Origin of the sequence: Mycobacterium sp. M26 (assembly GCF_001494595.1) — a bacterium.
Lineage (GTDB): Bacteria > Actinomycetota > Actinomycetes > Mycobacteriales > Mycobacteriaceae > Mycobacterium.
Genome location: NZ_LN929908.1, coordinates 524669 through 549100, shown reverse-complemented (window position 1 = coordinate 549100; position 24432 = coordinate 524669). Strand labels below are relative to the sequence as shown.

Annotated in this window: 27 protein-coding genes and 1 pseudogene; 16 read left to right on the top strand and 12 right to left on the bottom strand. The window is 66.7% G+C overall.

Annotated elements, in window-relative coordinates:
• Window position 1: 1 nt before the first annotated feature.
• The 3 genes from BN3385_RS12140 to BN3385_RS12130 form a co-directional block, all read right to left on the bottom strand.
• On the bottom strand, window positions 2–1072 hold the full coding sequence (locus BN3385_RS12140) for a type III polyketide synthase (RefSeq protein WP_059017015.1): 1071 nt from the start codon (window positions 1070–1072) through the stop codon (window positions 2–4).
• Window positions 1073–1108: 36 nt separating this feature from the next.
• Window positions 1109–3403, bottom strand: a complete 2295-nt coding sequence (locus BN3385_RS12135) for an MMPL family transporter (protein WP_059017014.1) — start codon at window positions 3401–3403, stop codon at window positions 1109–1111.
• A 90-nt stretch (window positions 3404–3493) separates the two neighbouring features.
• Window positions 3494–4240 carry a methyltransferase family protein gene (locus BN3385_RS12130; protein WP_197415200.1) on the bottom strand — a complete coding sequence of 249 codons (747 nt, stop codon included), beginning with the start codon at window positions 4238–4240 and terminating at the stop codon, window positions 3494–3496.
• 44 nt (window positions 4241–4284) lie between these two features.
• Here BN3385_RS12130 and BN3385_RS12125 point away from each other — a divergent pair, with 44 nt between their 5' ends.
• On the top strand, window positions 4285–5037 hold the full coding sequence (locus BN3385_RS12125; RefSeq protein WP_059017013.1) for an O-methyltransferase: 753 nt from the start codon (window positions 4285–4287) through the stop codon (window positions 5035–5037).
• 49 nt (window positions 5038–5086) lie between these two features.
• On the opposite strand, the gene BN3385_RS12120 is transcribed toward BN3385_RS12125, so the two are convergent.
• The gene (locus BN3385_RS12120; protein ID WP_082690439.1) at window positions 5087–6403 is read right to left on the bottom strand and encodes a histidine phosphatase family protein; all 1317 of its coding nucleotides are present in this window, start codon (window positions 6401–6403) and stop codon (window positions 5087–5089) included.
• A 200-nt stretch (window positions 6404–6603) separates the two neighbouring features.
• Here BN3385_RS12120 and BN3385_RS12115 point away from each other — a divergent pair, with 200 nt between their 5' ends.
• Together BN3385_RS12115 and BN3385_RS12110 are read left to right on the top strand one after the other, a co-directional pair.
• Window positions 6604–7164 carry a hypothetical protein gene (locus BN3385_RS12115; RefSeq protein WP_059021847.1) on the top strand — a complete coding sequence of 187 codons (561 nt, stop codon included), beginning with the start codon at window positions 6604–6606 and terminating at the stop codon, window positions 7162–7164.
• Between the two features lie 39 nt (window positions 7165–7203).
• Entirely contained in the window at window positions 7204–8316 is a 1113-nt protein-coding gene (locus BN3385_RS12110) for a serine/threonine-protein kinase (RefSeq protein WP_059017011.1), read from the top strand.
• A gap of 4 nt (window positions 8317–8320) precedes the next feature.
• On the opposite strand, the gene BN3385_RS12105 is transcribed toward BN3385_RS12110, so the two are convergent.
• Window positions 8321–8743: a MarR family winged helix-turn-helix transcriptional regulator gene (locus BN3385_RS12105; RefSeq protein WP_059017010.1), complete on the bottom strand. Its 423-nt coding sequence runs from the start codon at window positions 8741–8743 to the stop codon at window positions 8321–8323.
• 48 nt (window positions 8744–8791) lie between these two features.
• On the opposite strand from BN3385_RS12105, the gene BN3385_RS12100 reads away from it, so the two are divergent.
• Both BN3385_RS12100 and BN3385_RS12095 read left to right on the top strand, forming a co-directional pair.
• Window positions 8792–9217 carry a DUF1398 family protein gene (locus tag BN3385_RS12100; protein ID WP_059017009.1) on the top strand — a complete coding sequence of 142 codons (426 nt, stop codon included), beginning with the start codon at window positions 8792–8794 and terminating at the stop codon, window positions 9215–9217.
• 69 nt (window positions 9218–9286) lie between these two features.
• Window positions 9287–9649, top strand: coding sequence for a heme-binding protein (locus tag BN3385_RS12095; RefSeq protein ID WP_059017008.1), 363 nt, complete (start codon window positions 9287–9289; stop codon window positions 9647–9649).
• Here the strand turns inward: BN3385_RS12095 and BN3385_RS12090 are convergent, their stop codons facing one another.
• Window positions 9650–10216 carry a TetR/AcrR family transcriptional regulator gene (locus tag BN3385_RS12090; protein WP_082690437.1) on the bottom strand — a complete coding sequence of 189 codons (567 nt, stop codon included), beginning with the start codon at window positions 10214–10216 and terminating at the stop codon, window positions 9650–9652.
• A 26-nt stretch (window positions 10217–10242) separates the two neighbouring features.
• Between BN3385_RS12090 and BN3385_RS12085 the strand changes: the two genes are divergently transcribed.
• From BN3385_RS12085 to BN3385_RS12065, 5 genes are read left to right on the top strand one after another with little or no spacing between them, the layout of a single operon-like run.
• The gene (locus BN3385_RS12085; RefSeq protein ID WP_059017006.1) at window positions 10243–11085 is read left to right on the top strand and encodes a transketolase; all 843 of its coding nucleotides are present in this window, start codon (window positions 10243–10245) and stop codon (window positions 11083–11085) included.
• Window positions 11085–12071: a transketolase family protein gene (locus BN3385_RS12080; protein ID WP_059017005.1), complete on the top strand. Its 987-nt coding sequence runs from the start codon at window positions 11085–11087 to the stop codon at window positions 12069–12071. Before BN3385_RS12085 ends, BN3385_RS12080 begins: the two co-directional genes overlap by 1 nt.
• The gene (budC, locus tag BN3385_RS12075) at window positions 12068–12892 is read left to right on the top strand and encodes a meso-2,3-butanediol dehydrogenase (RefSeq protein ID WP_059017004.1); all 825 of its coding nucleotides are present in this window, start codon (window positions 12068–12070) and stop codon (window positions 12890–12892) included. The genes BN3385_RS12080 and budC overlap by 4 nt, the downstream gene beginning before the upstream one ends.
• A 3-nt stretch (window positions 12893–12895) precedes the next feature.
• On the top strand, window positions 12896–13708 hold the full coding sequence (locus BN3385_RS12070; protein ID WP_059017003.1) for an alpha/beta fold hydrolase: 813 nt from the start codon (window positions 12896–12898) through the stop codon (window positions 13706–13708).
• Window positions 13709–13762: 54 nt separating this feature from the next.
• Window positions 13763–14497 carry a GAF and ANTAR domain-containing protein gene (locus BN3385_RS12065; RefSeq protein WP_059017002.1) on the top strand — a complete coding sequence of 245 codons (735 nt, stop codon included), beginning with the start codon at window positions 13763–13765 and terminating at the stop codon, window positions 14495–14497.
• 2 nt (window positions 14498–14499) lie between these two features.
• Here BN3385_RS12065 and BN3385_RS12060 read toward each other — a convergent pair whose 3' ends face one another.
• Both BN3385_RS12060 and BN3385_RS12055 read right to left on the bottom strand, forming a co-directional pair.
• Complete coding sequence (locus tag BN3385_RS12060) at window positions 14500–15126, bottom strand: hypothetical protein (RefSeq protein WP_059017001.1); 627 nt, start codon at window positions 15124–15126, stop codon at window positions 14500–14502.
• Window positions 15127–15213: 87 nt separating this feature from the next.
• Window positions 15214–15810 carry a CGNR zinc finger domain-containing protein gene (locus tag BN3385_RS12055; RefSeq protein ID WP_059017000.1) on the bottom strand — a complete coding sequence of 199 codons (597 nt, stop codon included), beginning with the start codon at window positions 15808–15810 and terminating at the stop codon, window positions 15214–15216.
• A 102-nt stretch (window positions 15811–15912) separates the two neighbouring features.
• On the opposite strand from BN3385_RS12055, the gene BN3385_RS12050 reads away from it, so the two are divergent.
• Both BN3385_RS12050 and BN3385_RS12045 read left to right on the top strand, forming a co-directional pair.
• A complete protein-coding gene (locus BN3385_RS12050) occupies window positions 15913–16482 on the top strand; it encodes a TIGR03086 family metal-binding protein (protein WP_059016999.1) in 570 nt (189 codons plus the stop codon).
• Between the two features lie 29 nt (window positions 16483–16511).
• Window positions 16512–17402, top strand: a complete 891-nt coding sequence (locus tag BN3385_RS12045) for a pyridoxamine 5'-phosphate oxidase family protein (protein WP_059021846.1) — start codon at window positions 16512–16514, stop codon at window positions 17400–17402.
• On the opposite strand, the gene BN3385_RS12040 is transcribed toward BN3385_RS12045, so the two are convergent.
• Complete coding sequence (locus BN3385_RS12040; protein ID WP_059016998.1) at window positions 17317–17958, bottom strand: TetR/AcrR family transcriptional regulator; 642 nt, start codon at window positions 17956–17958, stop codon at window positions 17317–17319. The two genes, BN3385_RS12045 and BN3385_RS12040, sit on opposite strands and share 86 nt — an antisense overlap.
• Complete coding sequence (locus tag BN3385_RS12035; protein ID WP_059016997.1) at window positions 17951–19204, bottom strand: cytochrome P450; 1254 nt, start codon at window positions 19202–19204, stop codon at window positions 17951–17953. Before BN3385_RS12035 ends, BN3385_RS12040 begins: the two co-directional genes overlap by 8 nt.
• Before the next feature lie 641 nt (window positions 19205–19845).
• Here BN3385_RS12035 and BN3385_RS12030 point away from each other — a divergent pair.
• Window positions 19846–20949 carry a three-Cys-motif partner protein TcmP gene (locus BN3385_RS12030; protein ID WP_197415199.1) on the top strand — a complete coding sequence of 368 codons (1104 nt, stop codon included), beginning with the start codon at window positions 19846–19848 and terminating at the stop codon, window positions 20947–20949.
• On the opposite strand, the gene BN3385_RS12025 is transcribed toward BN3385_RS12030, so the two are convergent.
• The gene (locus BN3385_RS12025; protein WP_059016995.1) at window positions 20944–21690 is read right to left on the bottom strand and encodes a DUF5131 family protein; all 747 of its coding nucleotides are present in this window, start codon (window positions 21688–21690) and stop codon (window positions 20944–20946) included. The genes BN3385_RS12030 and BN3385_RS12025 overlap by 6 nt on opposite strands.
• Before the next feature lie 562 nt (window positions 21691–22252).
• On the opposite strand from BN3385_RS12025, the gene BN3385_RS12015 reads away from it, so the two are divergent.
• Genes BN3385_RS12015 through BN3385_RS28135 form a run of 3 tightly spaced genes read left to right on the top strand, consistent with a single transcriptional unit; the run spans window position 22253 to window position 24100 of the window.
• Window positions 22253–22576: a DUF3263 domain-containing protein gene (locus BN3385_RS12015; RefSeq protein WP_082690435.1), complete on the top strand. Its 324-nt coding sequence runs from the start codon at window positions 22253–22255 to the stop codon at window positions 22574–22576.
• Window positions 22573–23133, top strand: a complete 561-nt coding sequence (locus tag BN3385_RS12010) for a hypothetical protein (RefSeq protein ID WP_059016994.1) — start codon at window positions 22573–22575, stop codon at window positions 23131–23133. The genes BN3385_RS12015 and BN3385_RS12010 overlap by 4 nt, the downstream gene beginning before the upstream one ends.
• A 16-nt stretch (window positions 23134–23149) precedes the next feature.
• Window positions 23150–24100: a hypothetical protein gene (locus BN3385_RS28135; protein WP_156432730.1), complete on the top strand. Its 951-nt coding sequence runs from the start codon at window positions 23150–23152 to the stop codon at window positions 24098–24100.
• Here the strand turns inward: BN3385_RS28135 and BN3385_RS12000 are convergent.
• Window positions 24097–24381: pseudogene (locus BN3385_RS12000) on the bottom strand (tyrosine-type recombinase/integrase); the annotation flags it as partial. The gene BN3385_RS28135 and the pseudogene BN3385_RS12000 overlap by 4 nt on opposite strands.
• Window positions 24382–24432: the final 51 nt, after the last annotated feature.

Here is a 24432-nt window from a genome sequence, read left to right as displayed (position 1 = left end):
CTCAGTGCCAGTTCAACAGCAACAGTTCCGAACAGAAGCCCGGCCCCATCGCCATCATCACGCCGGGGCTGCCACTGGGCGGCCGCTTCGCGATGGTGTCACGCAGCACGTGCAGCACCGACGACGACGAGATGTTGCCGATCTCGGCCAGCGAGCGCCAGGTGAGTTCCAGTGCGTCATCCGGCAGGTCCAGGCTGGCCACGATGGCCTCGATGATCTTCGGGCCACCGGGGTGGCTCACCCAGGTGCCGATATCGTCCATCGTCAGGCCATGTGCACCAAGGAATTCGGTGACATCGTCGCGCAGGTAGCGTTCGATGGTCGCAGGCAGGTCGGCCGACAGCACCAGCTCCAGACCGGAACCGCCGACGTCCCAGCCCATCGTCCGCAGCGAGTCCGGGTAGAGGTGGCTGCGGGAGTCCAGCACGGTGGGACCCGATGCACCGATCTTCTCGGCCCGCCGCTCACCAACGGCCACCACCGCGGCCGCGCCGTCGGCGAACAGCGCACTGCCCACCAGGCTGGCCATCGCCGGCTTGGCGCCCGGGAACGTCAGCGAACACAGCTCCACCGACACCAGCACCGCCACTGCGTCCGGGGCGCCGCGCAGATAGTCGTGCAACCGGGCCACCCCGGCCGCGCCCGCAACACAGCCCAGTCCGAAGATCGGGACCCGTCGCACATCGGGCCGCATCCCGAGGCGACCGGCGATCCTGGCGTCCAGCGACGGGACGGCGATACCGGTCACCGTCGTCGACACGATCAGGTCCACATCCTCGGGACCCAGGCCGGCCTCTTCGAGCGCGCCGGCGACCGCCGCACAGCCGAGTTCGACGGCGTTGTCGATGAACAAGGTGTTGGCTTCACCGAAGTCGGTCAGCGAGGAGTAGCGCTCCAGCGGCAGGACGAAATGCCGGTTGTTGACCTTGGCGCTGCGGTGCAGGCTGCGGACGATCTCGTCGTACTCGCCGTAGCCGGGCAGATTGAGGAAGGTCTCGGTGATCTCAGCCTGGCTGTAGCGGAGCGGAGGCAGTTCGCCGCGCACTCCGGCGATCACGGATGTAGGGGCCATATCTAGATCACGATCTGGGGAGCCGGGCGGTTCAGTTCAGTTGTCGGGCGCGGGGACCGTTTGTTCGACACCCTGCTCAGTATGCTCAGCCGCACTGGCCTTCGGGGCCGGCGAGCCAGCCCCGTCATGTATCTGTAAGCGCTGGTGCACCTTGACCAGCGGTTTCGGCGCCCACCAGTTCCATCTGCCCATGACATGCATGAACGCCGGCACCAGGATCAGCCGCACCAGCGTCGCATCAGCGAGCACCGCCAGGGTCAGGCCGAGCCCGAACATCCGCATGAACGACACGTGCGCGGCGATCAGCGCGGCGAACGAGATCGCCATGATCAGGGCGGCCGCGGTGATCACCCGCCCGGTGTGGGCGACACCGAGCGCCACGCTCTCATCGTTGTCGGCGGCGGTCTGACCTGACTGCAGCCAGAACTCCCGGATCCGGGAGACCAGGAACACCTCGTAGTCCATCGACAACCCGAAGGCGATGCAGAACAGCAGCACCGGCATGTTGGCCACCAGGGTGCCGGTGGATGTGGTGCCGAGCGCGCCGAGGTTGCCGTCCTGGAAGATCCACACCATCGCGCCGAACGCCGCGGACAGCGACAGGATGTTGAGCAGCAGTGCCTTGACCGGGAGCACGACGCTGCCGGTCAGCAGGAACAACAGCACCAGCATGATGACCGCGATCAGGCCGAGCACCAGCGGCAGTCGGGAGGCGATGGCATCCACGCTGTCGCGGTTGGTCTGGGCGACGCCGGTGAACTCGACGGTGCGCCCACCCGGAGTGGCGACGGCGTGCAGGGCGTCGAGTTGCCGTTCGGAGCGGTCGGAGAACAGCGGCGCACTGCTGTCCACGGTGAGCAGTGTGCTGCCCTGGGACTGTCCGGTCGCCGACGTGGGTGGGCCCACTACCTTGCCGCCGACGAACGCGCCCGCCGGTGAGGACACCGACACCACATCGGGTACCGCGGACAGCGCGGCGGCGTAGCGGGCGACGTCGCCGTCGGGCAGGCCGGTGGAGTCCAGGATGACCACCGGGACCGCGGTCTCGAAGTTGGTGGCGAAGTCACGGCGCAGCTGATCGCCCACCTGATGGGCCGACGCCGACTGCGGCAGCACCCGGTCGTCGGGGAAGCCGGGCCGCACGCCCAGGAACGGGGTGCCGAGCAGCAGCAGCACCGCCACCCCGGCCAGGCCGATCGGCAGCGCTCGCTTCATCACGAATTTCGTTGAGCGATACCAGAATTGCTCCTGGATCGGCTTGACCACCGGTTCGGCGCGCCGGAAGACGCGGCGGAACAGCCGGCGCACGTCGAGTGAGTCGAGCCGGTCCCCCAGCAACATGATCGCCGCCGGGGTGATCACGATGGCGGCCAGCGCGGCGAACGCGACGGTGGCCACACCGGCGTAGGCGAACGAGCGCAGGAAGTTCATCGGGAACAGCACCATGACCGCCATGGACAGCGCCACGGTGGTCGCCGAGAACAGCACGGTGCGGCCCGCGGACTGCATGGTCCGGGTCAGCGCGAGTTCGCGCGCCGCGCCGTCGGCCAACTCGTCGCGGTAGCGGCTGATCATCAGCAGCGTGTAGTCGATAGCCAGCGCGAGCCCCATCGCGGTCGTGAGGTTGAGGGCGAAGATCGAGACGTCGGTGAAGAACGTCGTCACCCGCAGCACGGCGAGCGAACCGAGGATGGCCATCAACCCGACGCCGACGGGCAGCGCCGCGGCGAACAGCCCGCCGAACACCCACACCAGCACCAGGAAGCTGAGCGGGACGACGATCGACTCCATCAGCAGCAGGTCGTGCTGGGACTGTTCGGTGACCTGGAGATTGACCATCGCGGTGCCGCCCGAGCGCACCACGATGCCGTCGGAGTCGCGGGCGATGTCCTCGGACAGTGTCTTGGTGTAGCTCTGCAGCTTGTCCTCGTCGCCGACCACGCCGGTGACGATCAGCCCGGACTTCTTGTCGGTGCTGACCAACCCGGCGGCCACCGGCGGTGGCGACGTCCACGGCGAGGTGATGGTGGCGACGTGCCCGGAGCGCTGCAGCCGGTCGATGACCTCAGTGGCCGCGGCACGGGCCTGTGGGCTGTCGAAACGGTCCGGTGCAGTGACCACGACCAGCAGCTGGACGTCACCCTGGCCGAACTTCTCGGTGAGCAGTTTGGCCGCCCGGGCCGACTCGGAGGTGGGGTCCTGGAACCCGCCCGGGGACAGGTGGGTCGCCACCGGAACCCCGAAGATGCCGATGGCCACCATGGCGAGAAAGGCCACTACGATCACTCGCCGCGGCGCCGCAATGGCTAGCCGGGCGATCGCTGACAGCAATGTCTTGTCCTTCGGTGATCGGTGACGTCTAACGCTGATACGTACATCATGGCGCGCTGGTTCATCCAAGCTTTGGGGTTCACCGCCGCTTCACCGCTGTTTTCGCGGCCACGGCAGCCAATAGGGCACGGTGCGGGCGTAGTCGTCGAACGCCGCGCCGTGGATGCGCCGGAAACGCGCCTCCTTGAACCGGGGCGCGACCAGGCAGTACGCGGTCAGCGTGAGGGCCAGGACCAGCTGGTCGGGCGTCCAGGTCGGGACTGTCCACAACGTGAGGGTGAAGGCCACGTAGATCGGCTGCCGGGTCAGCCGGAACAGCCCGGTGGTCGGCATCGGCGGATACACCGGTTTGCGTCCACGCAGCAGTGCCGTCCATCCCAGGCTGCCGGTCTGCAGGGACAAGCCGGCATCGGCCATCGACTTACCCAGCAACAGCCAGGCGGTGACATACAGCGCGGTCAGCGCTACGAGCGATACTCCGCTGGCCTGCCACCAGATCGTCCCGGTGGGTGACCAGAGCGCGAACAGGGCGAACACCTGCACCGCGGAGATCGCGGCGAACGTCGTGGTGGCCAGCGTGGTGCCGGTGCCGCGCGGAGCCAGGCGGGCCAGCAGGGCCCGGCCGGAGTCGGTGAGAAGCAGCGAGTGCGAGACCGGGAATTGCAGCAGCAACGCAGCGTTGGCGATCCAGCTCCACGGCGCGGCCAATGTGCCCAGGGACCGGCTCATGCCGAAGAACATCGCCACCATCATGGTGCCCACACCGATGACGAACACCGTGTGGCAGATGAGCCCGTAACCCAGCGCCACGGCTGTCCGGCCACCGCTTACCTGCACACAACCTCCGCCTGGCGCCCCCGGGCACAACGTAGCGTGAAGGCATGAATCTTCGCCAGCGTCTGCCGTTGTTGCGATGGTCGGTGTTGCGGACCGGGATCGGGCTGCGCAATTTCACCAGGACCGGCCAGATCGGTGACGGCCGGGAGGCGGCGGCCGCCGATTATGTCGAGACGCATGCCCGCCGCGGCGACATCGAGCACGTGCTGGCCACCCTCGACGAGTACGCCTACGACAAGTCGTTCCTGGTCAACATCGGCGACGAGAAGGGTGAGCTGCTCGACGCCGCGGTACGCCGGGTGGCACCGCGCCAGGTTCTGGAACTGGGCACCTACTGCGGGTACAGCGCGCTGCGGATCGCGCGCTGCGCACCGCAGGCGCGGGTGTTCTCGGTGGAGCTGGCGCAGGCCAATGCCGAAGTGGCCCGGCGGATCTGGGCGCACGCCGGGGTGGCCGACCGGATCACCTGCGTGGTGGGAACGATCGGCGACAACGGGCGCACCCTGGACCGGCTGCGTGACGAGCACGGGTTCGGCCCGGGCAGTGTGGACCTGCTGTTCATCGATCACGACAAGAACGCCTACCTGGCCGATCTGCTCAGCATCGCCGAGCGCGGCTGGCTGCACCCGGGCACCGTGGCCGTCGCCGACAACGTCGGCTTTCCCGGGTCGCCGAAGTACCGGGCCTACATGAACGAGCAGCAGGGCCGGTCCTGGAAGACCGTCGAGCACCGCACCCACATGGAGTACCAGAAGCTGGTGCCCGATCTGGTGCTGGAATCGGAGTATCTGGGCTGAACACGAAATCGGCCCCCTCCGGTGTGGAGGGGGCCGATGTCGTGGTGGGTCAGGCGGCAGCCTTCTGGCTGGACCGCTTGCTTCCGCCGGTGGACTTCTTGGCGGAGCTGCCGGAGTCAGCGGCAGACGACGAGCTGTCGTCAGCCTTGTCCGACACCGACTGCAGCGAGCCGGCGGTGCGGGCCGAGCCGGCCTTGCCGGGCTCGACCTTGTTGCCGTCGCTGAGATCGGTTGCGCCGTTGCCACTTTCGGTGTCGTCGGCCGCCTTCTCGGTGGACTCCGAGGAGTCCTTGACCGGTTCGGTAGCAGGCTCGGTGCCGGCAACCAGCGAGGTGGTCGCCGCGCCGGCCGACTTGACGGCCGCGGCCTTGGTTGCCGCCGCGCTGGCCTGCGCTCCGCCCGGCAGAGCGCCGATGATGGCGTTGACGATGTCGCTGACCGACTTGGTGACGAACTGGACGCCCGCCTGGGCCACGTCGACCACACCGGTGGCGATCGCGTTGACGATCGTCGGCAGGTTCAGCGTCTTGACGGCCTGAACCACGTTGTAGATCGCGGTCTGCGGGGCCACCACGAGGTCACGGAAGTTGACGAACAGCTGGGTGCCCAGGCCCGGGTTCTGGTCGACGGCGATGCCGTCGTAGCTGACCAGCGTCCAGCCGTCCTCCGGGTTGCCCTCGACGACGACGATGCCGGTGTTGGGCAGCGGGTGGCTCAGCAGCAACGCAATATCCGGGTTGTCGACGTTCATCATCGTCCAGATCATGATCGTGGCGCCGTGCGAATAGATCACCGGCTTGACCGAGCCGTCGTCGATGACCGTCTGGATCGACTCGTTGACCCTGGCCTCGAACTCGTTGCCGCCCTCACCCAGTGGGATGGGCAGCGAGCGCAGGCCCAGCGTCCAGGTCAGCGGGATCAGGAAATAGCCGATCCGGCCCAGGCCGCTGTCGACCGGCGAACCCTCGAAGATGCCGGCGCTGATCTCTCGGAAGTTCGGCACCTCGGTGAACGGCAGCGAGCTCAGTTCGGTGTGCAGGTAGTTCCCGGTCTGCTGGGTCCGGATCATGTCCGAGTAGTAGATGCCGTCGTAGGCCACGCCATCGGCCTTCAGCTGGTCGGCGACCGCCTCGGCCTGGTCCTCACCCTCAGGCGTCAGGATCGGGCCCGGCACCTCGGTGTTGATGCCCGCACCAGGCAGGTTGCCGTAGGACTCGCCATGGCGCACCCAGGTCAGGGTGATGGTGTCGGCAGCCCACGCAGGCAGCGCCGAGGTGATGAACAGGGCGACGGCCGCGAGGACCGTCATGACCGCCTTGAGGGCTCGGCGGCCGATCAGCCGGCCGCGACCCATGTGATCTCGCATCCAAACTCCATCTGTGACCCCCCACTGTGTTGTTGCTCACAGCCGAGGCTGACTGTGCGCTCCGACACTGTACAAGATGGAAAATCTGTTCACGTCAATAACTCCGGCGACCCGCCCGGTATCGGGAAACTAACGATCTCGTAGTTTCTCTGCATCGACGGTCGCACCCGTCCGCGACCCATGGTGTCGTGGATGGAGTGATGTCTCGTATCTGGGTCCGCACCGCCCGCGTCGCCGCGGTCGCGGCTGGTTTGACCATGTGTGTCACCGCCCTGCCGTCGGCGGCTGCCGCGCCGGCCTACGACTCACAGGGCTACGTCGATTCGACCGCGCGCTGCGCAGCCTCCGACACCGCGGTGCTGTTCGGCAGCACCGACACCTCCCGGGTGGCGATTTGCAAGGACTCCGGCGGCCAGTACGAATACCGCGGGGTGCGGGTACGCGACGGCGCCAAGCTGATCCTGCCCGCCTCGGCCTACGGCAACGGCGCCTACGACGCCGAGAGCGACGGCATCACCTACCTGGTCGACGCCAAATCGTTGACGGTCAACTCGGGCGGCAAGACCATCCGCAGCGAGTCCTGGCTGGATTTCCACGGGCCGAAATCCCCGGCATCGGGCACCTCGTCACCGAGCACGTCGTCACCGAGCACCTCGGGATCGGCCACGCCCACGACCTCGGCCAAACCCACGTCGACCACGCCCACATCCACCACGCCGTTGCCGCCACCGCTGCCCGCTGAGGTCGGCGGCAGCCGCTAAGAGGGTTGATCGACGGCCCGGCCGGGGTACCTACCGGGCATGCTCTGCGGACGCTACGACGTGCGTGCCGTCGTCGGTCTCGGCGGCATGGGTGAAGTGCGCGACGGGTGGGACACCCTCCTGGACCGGCCGGTGGCGATCAAACTGCTGCACCCGGCACTAGCCGCCCAGCCCGACCTGCGCCGCCGGTTCCACCTCGAAGCCCGGGCCGCAGCCCGGCTCAGTCATCCCAACATCGTCGCGGTCTACGACTTCGGGGAGCACGACGGCGTGCCGTTCATCGCCATGGAGCGCCTCCCCGGCGCCACCTTGGCGGACCGGATCGCGAGCGGACCGCTGCCCGGTCACGAGGTCCGCCGGATCCTGGTCAGCATCACCGCCGCCCTGGCGACCGCACATGCCGGCGGCGTGCTGCATCGCGATATCAAGCCGGGCAACATTCTGCTGACCGAGGGCGGAGATGTGAAGGTGGCCGACTTCGGGCTGGCGAAGACGCCCCAGGCGGCCCACACCCAGACCGGCCAGATCATGGGCACCATGGCGTACCTGAGCCCGGAGCGACTGGCCGGTGCGCCGGCCTCGGTGGCCGACGATGTGTACGCCACCGGGGTGCTGGGCTTCGAATGCCTTGCCGGTCACCGGCCGTTCGCCGCCGAAGAGCACAACATGGCCGCTCTGGCCGGCGCGATCCTGCACGGCACTCCCCCGCCGCTGCGGGCGCTGCGTCCCGACGTGGAGCCGGCTCTGGCGGCGGTGGTCGAACGGGCGATGGACCGCGACCCGCGGGCCCGTTTCGGCAGCGCCCACGCGTTGCACACGGCGTTGGCCGCACCACATCCACCGACGAAAGTCCTTGCTGGACCGCCACTTACCGCTCCCGGGCGGCGACGGCACCGGGCCACCGCCATCTTCGCCGCGGTGACCTCCCTGCTGGTTCTCGGCATCGTTGCGCTGGCACTGGCCAGCGACCCGGCACCGGCGCGGTCACCGGAACAGGTGACCACCAGCACGACGCTGAGCCCGCCGCCACCGCCGCCGAGCGCAACACCCGAACCGACCACCCCATCGGTTGCGGCCGGGGATGGCGACGCAGAACCCAACCGGGGTGGCCCGCCGCCGGGCAAGGGGCCCAAGAAGCACCGCGGCCAGTAGCCGGTCAGGATTTCAGCGCGGCGATCAGGCGTCGGACGCCGTCGTGGGTGGCCCGCAGACTCGTCGATCCGAGCGCGTCGGCCAGCCGCCGGTTCTCGTGTGCGGCCTGCTCGGTGATGGCCACCAGAATGCGGCGCCCCGGCGCGGTCAGCTGCGCCAGCGGTGACGTGCGGTGGTCCGGATTGTCCGCGAACTCGACGAGCCCGGCGGCCACGAGATCGTTGACCACCCGCTGGACGCCCTGCCGGGTGATACCCAACCGGCGGGCCGCCTGCGGCACTGTGAGGGGCTCCTCAGAGAGCACGCTGAGCAGTTGCCAGCGCGCCTGCGTCTGGCCCTCCTGGGCGGCGACCGCCTCACCGGTACGCCGCAGCAGGCCGGCGAGCTCGAACACGTCAGCCACCAACAGGGCCACGTCGTCGGCCATCACACCTCCAGATTTGACAATATGTTGTCAGATTGGTCCTATGTTGTCATGATATCCGAAGCCATCTCCACACTCGAGTCCGCACTCCGCGAAGGCGCCGCGCGCCGCCCCGCCGTCGAAGGTTTCCCGCACTTCGCAGAGGTGCTGCGCCGCAACGGTGTTCGCACCTTCACCTACTGGCTGCCGGCGATGCTGTGCGTCTACGACACCGAACAGGGTCCGGTCGTCACCCAGGACACTCCCCTGCACACCGGCATGCACGACGTGGCACCGTTCGACGAGGCCGCGCTGATCCGTGCGCTGCGGGAGGATCAGGCCGGACAGACCACATTCGAGGAGTTCGCCGAGGCATCGTGGCGGGCGGGCGTGATCCACTTCGTGGTGAATCTGCAGGACCGCACCTGCACCTACGTCGGCATCGACAACCGGAGTTACGTCGAGCACTATCCGGCCGTTCTGGTCGGGGCAAGCTGACCCCCGACCGGCGGTTGAGCCGATATCCTGCGAACACAGCGTGGGTCGACGGCACGCCGGAGGAGCGACATGTCATCTGCACAGCACTGGATGCGGCGAGCGATCACGGTCGGACTCGGCGCGGGCGCCGTAGCGCTGGGCGCCGCCGCACCCGCCGCAGCGGATCCGCCCAACTGCACCTCCGCCGACCTGGCCGGGGTGATGTCGGGCGTCGGGTTCTCGCTGTCGGGCTATCTGTTCACCCATCCGGACGTCAACGAGTTCTTCACCGGCCTCAAGGACCTGCCGATGGAGCAGAAGCGCGCCGAGGCCAGGGCGTACCTGGATGCCAATCCACAGGTGAAAGCCGACCTTCAGGCCATTCGGCAGCCGTCACTGGACTTCCGCGGCCGCTGCGACACCGCGGCACCCGTCCCCGTCGAAGGGCAGTAGTCAGGCCGTCGTGATCAGCTCGACGAGCTCGTCGAGAAACCGTTCGTCGAGCGGCTTGCCCTCGATCACCGACCGGTAGTAGGCAGCGCCGCAGAGCACGGTCACCAGGGTGTCCACCCGGAACCGGTCGCTGATCTCCCCCCGGTCGTGGGCCCGCTGCAGGATCTCCTGGGGGACCGACAACTGGCGCCGCAGATGCTGGGCCACGGCCTGGCGCGTCGGGCGGTCGCCGGCCGAGGCGGCCATCACCGCGGCCAGTACCCGGGCCACACCACGCTGTGCGAAGAACTCGCCGCGGTCGCGGTGGTAGTCGGTGAGTTCCTCTCGGAGATCACCAGTTTCGTCCACCTCGGGCCGCCAGTCGAGGTGATCGAGGGTGGCCGCCAGAATCTCCTCCTTGCCGGAGAACCTCTTGTAGATCGTGGTTTTGCTGACCCGCGCCTGGGCGGCCAGTGTCTCGGTGGTCAACGCGGACAACCCGCCTCGACGCACCAGTTCGACCGCGGCATCCAGCAGCGCATCGGCCACTCGGGGTGCCTGCTTGGCGGGGGCAGTAGACTCGGTCACGCTGAATACAGTACTGTACTGTATCCATGACTTCGACTTCGCAACGCGCGCGTCGCACCACGGAGGAACTGCGCCGTCGTGCCGACTGGATTCGACGCAAGACCATCGACCTCGTCGAAGTGGCGGGCAGCGGCCATTATTCGAGCACCTTCTCCTGTGCGGAGATCCTGGCCGTCCTCTACGACGCCGTCCTCGACCTGCGCCCCGGCGAGCCGGACTGGCCCGACCGTGACCGATTCCTGCTGGGGAAAGGCCATGTGGCCGTTGGTCTTTACCCGCTGCTGGCCGAACTGGAGTACTTCCCCGCCGAGTGGCTGGATTCCTACACCCGACTGGGCAGCCCGCTGGGCGATCACCCCGACATGAACAAAGTGCCCGGTATCGACTTCAGTTCCGGATCGATCGGCCACAACCTCTCGGTGGGACTGGGCATGGCACTCGGTGGCCGGATGCGGGACGCCACCTATCGCACCTTTGTCTTGATCGGGGACGGTGAACTGCACGAGGGCCAGGTGTGGGAAGCGGCGATGGCCGCCGCTCACCACCAGGCCGCCGGATTGATCGCGATCGTCGACGCCAACGGGTGGACGCTGGACGGCCCGGTCGGTGAGGTGCTCGGCATCGAGCCGATCGGCGCCAAGTTCACGGCCTTCGGCTGGAACGTCGAGGAGGTCGACGGTCACGACGTCGAGCAGTTGCGTGCCGCGTTGTCCCCCGCCCGCGGCGGCCACGGCGCCCCGACGGTGATCATCGCCCGCACCCTCAAAGGCAAGGGCGTGTCCTTCATGGAAGGCGACGCCGGCTGGCATCTCGGCTACCTGGGCGAGGCCGACCGGCAACGCGCGATCAGCGAATTGGAGTCGAAATAGTGAGCACGACAACGACATCTGAGCGTGGCCGGCCCTCCTGGAACGTCACCACCTCATTGCCGGGACTGTCGGCCTTCGTGGCCGGTGAGGAACTGGCCGACCTGGTCGACGCCGGCGCCGACATCGCCGTGCTGACCGCCGATCTGGCCACCTCCAACCGCCTGACGGACTTCGCCGAACGCCACCCCGAGCGCTTCCTCAACATGGGTATCGCCGAGCAGAACATGGTCTCGGTGGCAGCCGGTCTCGCCAGCACGGGCACCCAGACCTTCGTGGCGACGTTCGCCTCGTTCGTCTCGCTACTGTGCGCCGAGCAGATCCGCACCGACCTGGCCTATACGCAAATGCCGGTGCGGATCCTGGCCCACCATGCCGGCATCTCGATGGGGTTCTACGGCACCTCCCATCATGCGACCGAGGACATCGCGATCACCCGCAGCATCGCCGGCCTCACCGTGCTCGCACCGTGCGACGGACCGTCGACCCGGGCCGCGATCCGTGCCAGCCTCGACGAGCCCGGCCCGGTGTACATCCGGCTCGGGCGCGGCAGCGAGCGCGAGGTCTACCCGGACGTGCCGGTGCTCGACCGCGGCCGGTTCGTCGAGGTCCGCTCCGGTGGCGACCTGACGGTGATCGCCACCGGGATCGGCGTGCGGATCGCCGCCGAAGCCGCGGATACGTTGGCGGCGGAGGGAATTGGCGTCACCGTACTGGACGCCATCTACCTCAAACCGCTCGATACCGACCGCGTGGTCGCCGAAGCGACCGCAACCGGCCGGATCCTCACCATCGAGGAGCACAACGTGATCGGCGGGCTGGGCACCGCTGTCGCCGAGGCCGTCGCACTGGCCGGAATCACCGCCCGACTGGAGCGCCTGGCGCTGGCCGACGAGTACGCGCTGATCGCCCCACCCACTCATCTCTACCGCCACTACGGCTTCACCGCCGCGGGTGTCGTCGACAAGATCAGGAGCCTGCTCGGATGACCACGACATTCCAGGACCGCGTCGTCGTCATCACCGGCGCCGCCTCCGGTATCGGTGCGGCCACCGCACGCCGGTTCGCCGAGCTCGGCGCCACGCTCTCGCTGGCCGACCGGGCCACCGACGCGCTGGAAGAGCTGGCCGCCGACCTGCGGACCGCGGGCTGGGGCGACCCGGCGACGTTGATCGTCGACGTGGCCGTCGAGTCCGAGGTCACCTCGCTCATCGAGCAGACAGTGGCGCGGTTCGGGCGCCTCGATGTCCTGGTCAACAACGCCGGCATCGGCCACTACGGGCACATCACCGACACCACCACCGAGGCGTGGCGCCGGGTGATGGCCGTGGACCTCGACAGCGTGTTCTTCGCCTGTCGCGCAGCGATCCCCCACCTCGCCGCCACCGGCGGCAATGTGGTGACGACGTGCTCGATCTCCGGGCTCTATGCCGATCCGGGCCTGGCCGTGTACGCCACCGCCAAGGGCGCGGTGGCCAACCTGACCCGCAACCTCGCGGTGGACCACGCCCGGCAGGGTGTCCGGGTCAACGCGGTGTGCCCGGGCGGGGTACGCACCCCGATGCTGCAGTCCGTGCTGGACCGCTGGCCCGAGGAGTACGAGCGGCTGGTACCGATGGGCAGGCCCGCCGAGCCGCACGAAATCGCCAGCGCCATAACCTTTCTCGCGTCGCCGGAGGCGAGCTACATCACCGGGATCAACCTGGTGGTCGACGGCGGCGTGACGGCCAAGACCGGGCAGCCGGACTTCGACATGCTGTTCAGCCGGGCGCGCGCGGAACGCGCCGCCGCTGCGACCGAGAGGGGTTGAGCCATGCGCGTGCCGACCAACGGGATCACCCTGGACGTCATCGTCGAGGGCGAGGGTCCCGACGTGCTGCTGTTGCACGGGTGGCCCGACGACCGCACCGTCTGGCGCGAGCAGATCCCGGCCCTGGTGTCCGCGAGCTACCGGGTGATCGCCCCCGACCTGCGCGGGTGCGGCGAGTCCGACCGGCCGACCGAGGTCTCGGCCTACCGGACCCCGACCCTGCTGGCCGACGTCATCGGACTGCTCGATGCGCTGGAGATCAGCCGCACCCACCTGATCGGGCACGACTGGGGCGCGGGCCTGTCCTGGGCGCTGGGCGCGCTACTCCCCGACCGTATCGATCACCTGGCCTGCCTCAGCGTGGGCCACCCCGGCGCGTTCCACCGGACCGACTATGACCAGATCGCGCTCAGCTGGTACATGCTGATGTTCCAGTTCGAGGGTGTGGCCGAAGAGTGGTTGTCGGCCAACGACTATCAGAACTTCCGGGCCTGGACCCGCCACCCCGAGCCGGACGTCGCCGTCGAACGGCTGTCCCGACCGGGTCATCTGACCGCCGGCCTGAACTGGTACCGCGCCAACCTCGGGCCGACCCGCCTGATCACCCCGCCGATGGAACTCCCGCCGATCACCTCGCCGACCCTGGGCGTGTGGAGCAGCGACGACTTCGCGGTACTCGAACCGCAGATGACACAGTCCGCGGAGTACGTCAGCGGGCCGTGGCGTTACGAGCGCCTCGAGGGCGTGGGGCACTGGATTCCGCTGGAGGCCGCGCAGCGGTGCAGCGAACTCCTGCTGGACTTCCTGCCGTCCTAGAACCGAGCTGGACGGCACTTTGCCAGCACCCCCTCCGTCGGACATGCTTGTGACATGACGACCAGAGAATCCGACGACGTCTCGGCGGCCGATAACGCGGTCGACCCCCAGGCGGTCTTCGCGAACCTGGCCGACATCGTCTACCAAGGCTCCGGCCTTGAGGACGTCCACCCGGCCATCTGCATCGCGGCGACCATGATCGTTCCGGGTTGCGACCACGCCAGCATCCTGCTCAAACGCAAGGGCGACTACGTCACGGTGGCCGCCACCGACGAGGTGGCCCGACGGGTCGATCAGCTGGAGCGCGAGATCCGCGAAGGCCCCTGCGTGGATGCCATCGAGGAGGAGTCGGCGCAGGTGGAGCCCGATCTACGGGCCTTCAGCCAGTGGCCGACCCTGGCCGGACGGCTGCTGACGGAGACACCGGTCCGCGGCATGATGGCGTTCCGCTTGATGGTCGATCAGCACAAGGTCGGCGCCCTGAACCTGTTCTCCGATACTCCGGGCGCCTTCAACTCCGATGCGGCCGGGCGGGCGATCATCATGGCGTCGTTCGCCAGCGTCGCAGCGGCAGCGGCCGCCCGCGGGGAGGACGCCGTCGGGTTACGGTCGGCGTTGCAGAGCAATCGCGAGATCGGCAAGGCCGTCGGCATGCTCATGGTGCTCAACGACATCGACGAGCCGCGCGCGTTCGAGGTGCTGCGCCGCAGTTCTCAGGACTTCAACATCAAGCTGACCGACGTCGCGAAAGCCGTGATCGCCAGTCGCGGACAGCATCCGACGCTCTGAGCTCAGGGATGGTCGTGGTGGTGGCCGTCGGTGTGCAAGCCCATATTGGTCACCGGCTGGGCCGGCTCGGCTTGATCGGCCTGCTCGGGTGCCGCCGGGATGGCCATCGGCTCGGCATGCTGCCCGTGCTCGTGGCCCTGTAATCCCGAGGCCAGACCGACCGTCACCGCCACGGCCATCACGACATTGGCGCCAAGTAGAACCAGGGCCCGACCGGTACCGGAAACTTGTTGCGCGCGTGAACTTCTCAGCCACGTCCACAGTGCACCCATGATGACGTAGCACTGGAGAAGCAGCACACAGATGCCAGCGGCCTCCACCGCTTCGGGCTGACCGGCGTTGGGCCCGAGCGGAATTCCGATCGTTCGGGACACGATCCACAATCCGACGCAGGCGGCATTGGCGGCGATCCCGACACTGAGCACCATCGTCGTCGGGCGTGACCACGCCAGGAAACCCCACACCAGCTGGAACACCGCGATGGAGGCGAAGAACACTCCGGAGGGGGCCCAGTCCCGCCAGTGCGTCGGCGCGACGCCGAGATGGATGACGGCTGCGCCGATCGATGCCACCGCAGCACAGCGCGCGGACAGGCGGTTATCGATCCGCATCGGGTCCAAGAAAGCCACGGCATAGACCTTGACACGGCCGGATCACCGCAACGAGCAGAAAGTCATAACGTTCGGGTGCCAGAACGACAACGCGCGCAGTGATGTTCAGTCCGCGCGGTGGCGGCGGTAATGCCTGGCCACCCGGGTCCGGTTGGCGCAGATGTTCTGGGTGCAGAACTTGCGGCGGGCGTCGGAGGCGACGAACAGCATGCTGCACGCCGGGTTCTGGCAGCGGCGAAGTCGATCCACCGACGGGCTGACGAGCAGGTCGGTGAGGCTGTCGGCCACCGCGGCAAGGGCGAGGTCGTAGGGCCGGTCAGCGGACGCGCGCCGCGCCGTCTCGACCGTCCACCCGGACCGGTTGTGCACCAGCTGTCGGGTGGCGGGCACCCGGGCCAGAATGCCGTTGATCTGCTCGACGGCTGCCCTCCCGGGTGACGCCCCGGTCAGGTGGGCGTCGAGGATCTCGCGGACCGCCCCGCGGATCTCGACCGTGACGTCCAGCGGCGGCAGCGGCGCCCCCTGGGGCAGACGGTCGCGCTGCAGCTCCCACCACAGCCGGCAGGTTGCCTCGTTGGCCAACAGGTCGGCGGGCGGATTCTGCGCGGTGATGATCGTGTCGGCCAGGTCGACAGCGAGCGGCTCACCGGCCACGACGAACCCGGCCGCCTGGGCGTTCTTCAGCAGCGACTCGGAGTTCATCCTTCTAACGATAGCAGGAACTTGACAACGTTAGATCGGTGTGCGCATGATGACTAACGTCAAAGCAATTAAATAACCGTTAGTCCGATCGAAAGGATCCCCATGCCCGCCCTCGACGTCCTGCGCAGCGCCGACCAGCGCCTGATCACCCTGACCGCCGCCCTCTCCGGCGGCGACCTGAACCTGCCCAGCCCCTGCACCGGGTGGAACGTACGGTCACTGCTCAGCCATACCGTCGCCTCGATCGACGCGTTCGCCGCCGGCGTCGACGGCCAGGCCGGACCCACCGAGGAGGAACTCTTCAGCGGGGCCGACATCCTCGGCGCCGCGCCGCTGGCCGTCGTCGAGGGCGCCGTCGAACGGTCGCATCGGGCGTGGTCGTCGGTCACCGACTGGCAATCCCCGGTCGCGACCGTGCTCGGTGACATGCCCGCCGAGCAGGCCGTCGGGATCGTCACCTACTCGACGCTGATCCACAGCTGGGACCTCGCGGTCGCGGTGAACCGGCCCGTCGAATTCGACGACGCCGAAGCGGCGGTGGCCGAGGCCGTCGGCGCCCAACTGGTTCCGGCACTGCGGCCACAGAACCTCTTCGGTCCGTCGATCACCACTGGCGCAGCCGCGACACCGACGCAGCGGGTGGTCGCCTTCGCAGGCCGGCATCCGCTGTGACGACCGCCGGCGGACACGGGGACGCCGCTGTGGGATTCCACAGCGGCGAACTCGCCGTGCAGTCCCAGGCCGGGGTCAGCGGTCAGGCGGGACGGCTGTCGGGGATGGTGGCGCGTGGCCAACTCCGGTCGGGAACCGCCGAGTTCCTGTCGAGTGCGCGCCTGGCCGTGGTGACCGCCCGCGACGGCGCGGGCCGGTTGTGGACCTCGCCGCTGTTCGGCGATCCCGGGTTCCTCACCGCGGCGGACAGCACCACACTGCACATCGACAGCCGCCTGCCGGAGGCCGATCCACTGCACGCCATGCCGGATCAGCAGCCGGCCGGTGCGATCGTCATCGACTTCGCCACCCGGCGGCGCTGGCGCATCAACGGGGAGCTCAGCGCCGACCCGTCGGGCGGGCTGGTGATCCAGGTCGACCAGTCCTACGGCAACTGCCCCAAGTACATTCACACCGACAACACCCCCGCTGGTGCCGCCGGAACCAACCGGGAAGCTGTCTTCACCGGGGATGCCCTGCGTGCCGAGGACCGCAGGCTGATCCAGCGGGCCGACACCTTCTTCCTGGGTACGACGCACCCCGCTTCGGGCGCCGACGCGTCGCACCGGGGTGGCTCACCGGGCTTCGTGCTCACCGCCCATGACCGGTTGTGGTTCCCTGACTATCCCGGCAACAACCTGTTCAACAGCCTGGGCAACATTGCCGTCGACCCGAGCGCAGCGCTGCTGTTCCTCGACTTCGACACGGGCACAACGCTTCAGCTCTCCGGCCGGGCCACCCTCACCTGGGACGACCGGCCGGCCGACGACGGGTACACCGGTCGCGGTGTGAGCTTCACACCGGAACGGGTGATGGTGTCGCGACCGATAGCGACGACCACCGCGGGTACAGGATCGCCGGCCCCAGCCATCGGGCGATGAAGCCGCGAAGCGCAGGTCCGGTCCGCGGCAGCTGACCGGGATCGGTGAGTAGGGACTGCACTGTGCGCGTGGTCATTTCGGTGAGTTCACGAAGAGCGTTGTCGTCGAAGCCATGCAGCTCCCAGTCCACATCGAGGCGCCGCAAGAACGCCAGGCAGAACGTCAATGCCGTATCGGAGGTCAGCGAGGTGACAGGTTCGCCCTCATCCCGTCGGGCGAGCAGCTTCTCCAGCTGCGGATCGCCGGAGAGGTGCTCGATCCCGAAGGACACACTCTCGACCACCGCAGTGACCGGGTCTTTGAGGCCGCTGACGTGGTCGGCCAGCCGGTCGATGAATCCGTTGACAGCGCGCATCGCGCTGGCGATGAGCATCGTGTCGGCGTTGGGAAAGTAGCGGTACACAGTCTGTCGGGTGACGCCGAGCCGGCGGGCGACGTCGGCAATGCGGATCGCCGCGCCGTGCTCGGCAATCTCCTCATCCACCGCAGTGAGGATGCGGGCGATCGCCTCCTCGTCCGAGGACGGTGTCTCCCCCGCCCAGCCCCGGCTACGCATCGGCCGTCACCAGGCTCTGGCTGGTGAATTCGATCGGAAGTGTTAGCGGACCGGTCATTCCCAGCAGGGACTTCCACGGGGCGGGACCGGCCCGGTGTGGGGCGATGAGGCGGCGGGTGAGCACGACGAGCGCTTCGGCGATCTCCCGGCGGGCCAGGTTGGCGCCCAGGCAGTAGTGCGCTCCACCACCGAAGGTCAGGATGGGAGGCAAGTCCGTGCGGGAGATGTCGAAACGGTCGGCATCGTCGTAGATGGCCGGATCACGGTTGGCGGCAAAGGTGTTCACCAGGACGAAGGTTCCCGCCGGGAACAGGTAGCCGCCGAACTCGGCGTCCTGGACAGCGGCCCGTGGCACGATGCAGGCCGCGGGTGAATGACGCATGGTCTCCTCGACCGCCTGCATCGCCAGCTCCGGACGATCACGCAGGGCGGCCCACTGGTCCGGGTGCTCGCAGAGCACCTGAACTGACGCCGCCAATTGGTTTCGCGTCGTATCCGTTCCGGCCATCAGGAAGCCGGCGGCCAGCATCCGCAGTTCGTCGAGACTGAGCCGGTCACCGTCACTTTCGGCGCGAATGAGCTCGGAGAGCAGGTCGTCGGTCAGGTCATCGCGACGGGCGGCCACCATCCCGTCGACGTAGTCGTCGAGTTCACCCCAGGCGCCCAAAATCTCGGACTCGTCGAAGGTGGCGTCGGGCTGAAAGTTGAAGGCTTTGAAGACCTGTTCGGTCCAGTCGGAGAACAGCTGCCAGTCCTGGCGGGGCGCACCAAGCAGCGCACAGATGATCGGAGTGGGATAGGGGCGCGCGATATCGGTCACGACGTCGCAGCGGCCGGTGTCCCCCAGCCGGTCGATGAGCCCGTTGATCACCTCCTGGATCGTGTCCGACAGGCGTGCGGTGGCGCGGGGAGTGAACGCTTTGGAGACCAGTTTGCGCAGGCGGACGTGGGGCGGGCCCTCCAGACCCAGCAGGCTGCTCATCAGCTTGTCGTACAGCGGACCAGAGGTGATGCCCTGCGCCGCAAGCGTAATGCCAGGCGGCATACGGAATCTGTTGTCGCGCAACATCTCGCGGGCTAGCTCGTAGGACAGGATCTCCGGGCCCAACGGACCGATGGCAATCGGCGACTGCGACTGAGCCCGGCGCAGATCATCGAGGACGTCGTGCGGGGTGGCGTCGAGGCCGTAGGTGAACGCGGGGAGTCCGGCCTCGAAGACATTGGGAACAGCAGCGCTGGTGGACATCGACCTGTCCTCTCGTGTGGCCCGACCCTATGGTTAGACGTTTCTGTCCGAAGCGTATGACCACTGACGGTCCGGGGTCAAGAGCGAGCCGCAGGAGCCCGAATTGGTCATACGGGTATCGAGAAGATGGATGGCAGCAGGCAAAAGAAAAGCCCGGGGCAAGCCCGGGCTGAACAAAGTGGAGCTAAGGGGAATCGAACCCCTGAACTGGCGTTTTAGTCTTCGACATGGCGCTTTGAAGCACACAAACGAATGCAGCGAAACGGTCCTGAACGGCGAAAACACGGAACACCGTCTTCAAGTGCTTGCAGTGCAAGCACACACACACACACCAGCACTCGTTGAAGCGCGCCGGAGCCGATACTTGGAGGTGAGGGGATTCGAAACCCCCAACAGAAGTCGTGAGCTGCTGAAACGCCGACCAGGGGCCGCTGTCCGCCTCTATCGAGGTGTACGGGCGGATCCGCACCATACCCACACCGAACTGACGCGCACGTCACTCATACCGCGTAGCCTTTGCTCTTTCACAGGTTGGGCGGTCCAAGGGGGCTATGTGTCGGCAGCGAAGCGGGCCGCGATCTGCCCAGCGTGCCGCGGACGCCTCACCATGCCGGCGGCGAGAGAACAGGGAGGGGCTGACGTTGGCTGACTCGGATCCGGAAAAGTGGGTGATGGCGGCGCACACTCGCGCCAAACACCAGATCCTGCAGCATTATCTGGGTGCGTGGTATCCGATCCTCGGCACTTGGAACCGACGCGTTTTGTACATCGACGGGTTCGCTGGGCGAGGCCGGTACGGCGACGGGTCCGAGGGATCTCCACAGATTGCCCTGCGCGCGCTCCTCGACCATGGGCACCTGAAGCGGCTAGGCAATTGCGAGTTCGTCTTCATGTTCATCGAGAAGAACCGACAGAATGTCGAATCGCTTGCTGCAGAGCTGGAGACGTTTAAGGCGAGCTACGATCCCTGGCCGCCCAACGTCAAGATCGGCGTTTACAATGCGTCGTTCGATGACCACATGGGTGAGGTGATCACCACAATGCGGGAGCAGAATAAGCGTCTGGCCCCAACCTTCGCATTCGTCGATCCCTTTGGCTACACCCGGTTCCCGATGGAGTTGTTGGGATCGATCGGGTCCACGCCGAACAGTGAGCTGCTCATCAACTTCATGGTCGGTTTCGTTCACAGATTCATCGAGCGCGATGGTCAACAAAAATCGATTCGCGAGCTGTATGGCATGGAAGTGGACGAAGTGTTAACCCAACTGGAGGCCGGCGAAGACCGCATCGAGCAGTTGGTCGACGTGTACCGCGGGAAAGTGTCTGAGGCCGCCAATCTTCCTTTAACTCAGAGGTTTTACATGGTCAACGAGACGGGGAACATCTCCTATGCTCTCATTCACGCGACCCGCAGCAAGGTCGGATTGAGCCGCATGAAGGCGGCCATGTGGAAGGCGGATCCGGGCGGCAACTTCCGTTTCGCCGACAGAATGGCAGGTGACTTAGTTCTCTTTGAGCCGGAGCCGAATCTGCGGCAGCTCCGCACGATCATATTGTCGGTGTTTGCGGGACGCCGCGGGGTAACGGCCGAGGAACTGAAGGACTTCGTCCTGCTTCAAACGTCTTTCAGGGAGCCTCACGTGACGCCGCTGCTTCGGGAATTCGAGCAGCAGAAACTCATTCAGGTAAACAGGCCACCGGGCAAGCGGCAATTCACTGCAGGCGTCACCCTCGATTTCCTATAGGCTTGCCGCCAAGGGCATTTCGTCCCAGAGTTGTCCGTCGAGCTCACGACCAGACGACTTCGGTGTGCGGCCGCCCCATTGCTTGAAGAAGAAGGCAACTCCGGCGTCACTGCACGTGTCGCGGATGCCGCGCACCCAATTGACGTCGACAGGCCTATAGTTCGGCCCCGACTCGCCTCCGGCGATGACCCAGTGAATCCCGTCGAGGTCCAGGCCGTCGAGCGGGCCGATCAGCGGCTCACAGGACAGGAAGCGCACGGCGGCTGGCACCTCTCTGAGGTGGTCGATTCGAGGGAGCGCCGCGGCGTTCTCCACGGAGACGCCCATCCAGAGGTTCGGCGGCCAGTCGAGTTGGTCGGCGATTCGCCGCAGTCGAAGGCTCCGCTTGGTGAGCACTTGGTAAGTGTGGCGCGGGGTGTCCCGGCAGACATCGAAGACGTCGCGGATGAAGTCCAGTGGCACGCGAGCATGGAACAAGTCGCTCATCGAGTTGACGAAAACTGTCCTGGGTTGGCGCCAGCGGTGCGGCTCGTCGAGGGACTCGGGGTGCATTGTGATCCCGAAGCCTGGTCCCGAAGTGCGCGAGTCGCCATCGTTTTGGTACTTCGCGGAGCCCATAGCCTTGAGTCGCTTTGCGAGGGTCATGGCGTAGCAGTGATCACAGCCGGCCGAGATGCGATCGCATCCGGTGACGGGGTTCCAGGTTGCTTCGGTCCATTCAATTGCTGATTTGTCGGCCATCTCGTCCCCATCTCGGTATCGAACATGTGTTCGACTACCTGCAGTTTAGTCGACTTCTACAGTAAATTACAAGGCTGTCCTTCCTGGTCAGGCCCGTAATTGTGTCGGTCCCCTAACCTAGCGTCCGCGCTATGTCGATTGAAGTGAGATGGCATCCTTGGCGGATTCTGCGTGACGAGCACGCCGAAGTTGATGTGTCGTGTCGGTATCGGCTTCCTGACCACTTGATGGGACTGCAGATCGGGCCGCGGATCTGGTTGTGCTAATCGCTGACCCAAGCGGAACGTCGTTGCACTCTCACCCACGAACTGGTGCACCGAGAGCGCGGCCCGGTTCCATCAGACCCCGCCGCGGCGGCTCATGAGGAAAGGATCGTCGACGAGATCGCCGCACGCAGGCTGATCGCGCTACCCGCGCTCGTAGCTGGACTCCGGTGGACGCGGCACCCGCGCGAGCTCGCCGATCACCTGTGGGTCGACGAACCCACCCTATGGACCCGAATGGACACCCTCGATCCCCTTGAGGTATCCGAGCTCGAGCACCACCTGGACGGAGATTGGCTATGGATTCCCTGACCCAGCAGCAACGCGCGATTCTTGAACTGGAGCAACACTTTTGGCTGACTGCCGGCGAGAAGGAAGATGCGATCCGAGGGTTGGGGATCTCGCCGGTGCGGTACTACCAGCTGCTCAATCAGATCGTTGATAGTGAGGCCGCTTTGGCTCGCGCGGCGGTGACGGTGAATCGGCTGCACAGGATCCGTTCAGCGAATCGCCACTGCGCGCACGGTGACACCGACAGCGAGCAAGCCACGGCCGCAAGTCCACAGCTGTCTGGTCTCAAGCAATACGCCGGTATTGGAATCTCGGCTAAGATCCGCCCATGATCAGCCGGGGGCTACCATCCGCTGCGACCAACGTCGCCACCGCACTTCTCCTTTGCGCCGCGGGATTCGCGGCGCCGATCGGCGTCGCCAATGCCAGCCCGTTCTGTTACGACACCGGGCCGGGCTACCAGAAATGCATCGACAGCCCGAGTGGGGACTACTTCAACCCCACCTATCAGGGCCCGAAGGTCTACTACGGTGGCGACACCCCCGGCTACTACCCCGGTTCCCCGTCCGGATACTCGCCCGGGACGAATCCGATCGGCGACGCAATCGGTGACGCGGTGGCCAACGCGCTATTGCTGCAGTTCTTGAACCAGCGCATCCAGGACAACATGCAGGGCTACTTCGACGATCCCGCCAACGGCGTGACGCAGTACGCGTTGCGCGTTGGCCGGGTGGCGCTGCAGAAGACCGGGGACACCAGCTTTGAGGGTGTGGTCGCGGTGTCAACGGGCGAGGGCGCCCCGCAGGACTTCCCCGTGCATGTCACCTCCGACGGCACCAACACGGCCTGGAGCCTCGACCCGGGAGTGCTACTCCCACTGTTCCAGTAGTCAGGTTGGGCAGCGAATGAATGAGCCGAATGACCCCACCGAGCTGGCAGGAGTTGCTGACGCGGACACTCAATCGGCCTACGCGTGGGGCTCGGTCGACGACAGCGAAACCGATGACATCGCGTCACTCGACGCCCATCGCGTTTCACCGCGGCTGATCACGATCACCGCGGTGTTTGTCAGCCTGATTGTGGTTATCGGTGTCGCAGTCTTCGGCGGCTACAAGCTGGCGTCTCGGCCAAGTGCAGCACCCCAGACATCAGCTCTCACATCCCCTGCTTCGGGCGCCGGATCATCCTCACCAAGTGTGTTCGCAGCCCCCGCACCTGACCCGAACCGCGTGCCGAATGGCAACTGCCCTCCGGCATGTACGCACATCCCGGATTCTGCTTGGATCCCACCGTCGGCGATCCCCCTTAATTCCGTCTATTCGTGGCCGCAGCTCGCGCCCCTGTCGGAGGCCGTCACGGGCCCGCGGTTCGAAATGGACTATCTGTGTGCCGCTCCCCCGATTACCGACGACCAGCGCGACGTGGCGGTGGCGGCTCACATCATGTTGCCCAACCCGCCGGGGCAGTGGCAGCTGTCAGTCCAGATCCTGCATTGGCGGGGCGATCCCTGGATCGCCGGTCAGCGTGCATCGGCTGTGATGGACAATGCGAGCGCTGTTCTGAAACGCGAATGTTCCTCTCCCACTGCGGGGGCGGTCGTATCTGGGGTTGCAGAGCAGAACCTTCCCGGCGGACACCCTGGCCAGTCGTTGATCGCGACCATCACCGTCGGCGGTCCGAAACCGGTGGTCGCTCACGAATACCTCGTCTCGGACCTGCGCAATAGCACCGTCGTTGAGCTTGCAATGTGGTCAACCGACCCGCCCAGTGTCGACTGGCCCGCAGTTGACGGCGAAAAGCTGCTCGCCGATATGGTCGCGCCGCTGTGCACTGCCTACGTGAACTCCTGCGCCTAGTCGAGGGTGCGGTCCATGAAGTCGGCGGCGGCTCGTGCTGAAGCACGGTCGACGTCGGCGTAGATGTCGGCGGTTACCTTGATGGACTCGTGGCCCATCTGGCGAGAGACAACCACGATGGGTGTTCCGCCGGTGAGTTGCCATGATGCGTAGGTGTGCCGCAGGTCGTGCGGTGTGGGCCGAGGGTCGAGTTTGGCCGCCACAACCGCGGGGTTCCACACGTCGCGCCAGAACTGCTGGTAGCGGACAGGTCCTTCGGTCGGTGTGGTGAACACCCACTCGTGGAAGAGGTCGAGCCTGGCAGACCGGCGGCGAGTGCGGGTTTGACGGTG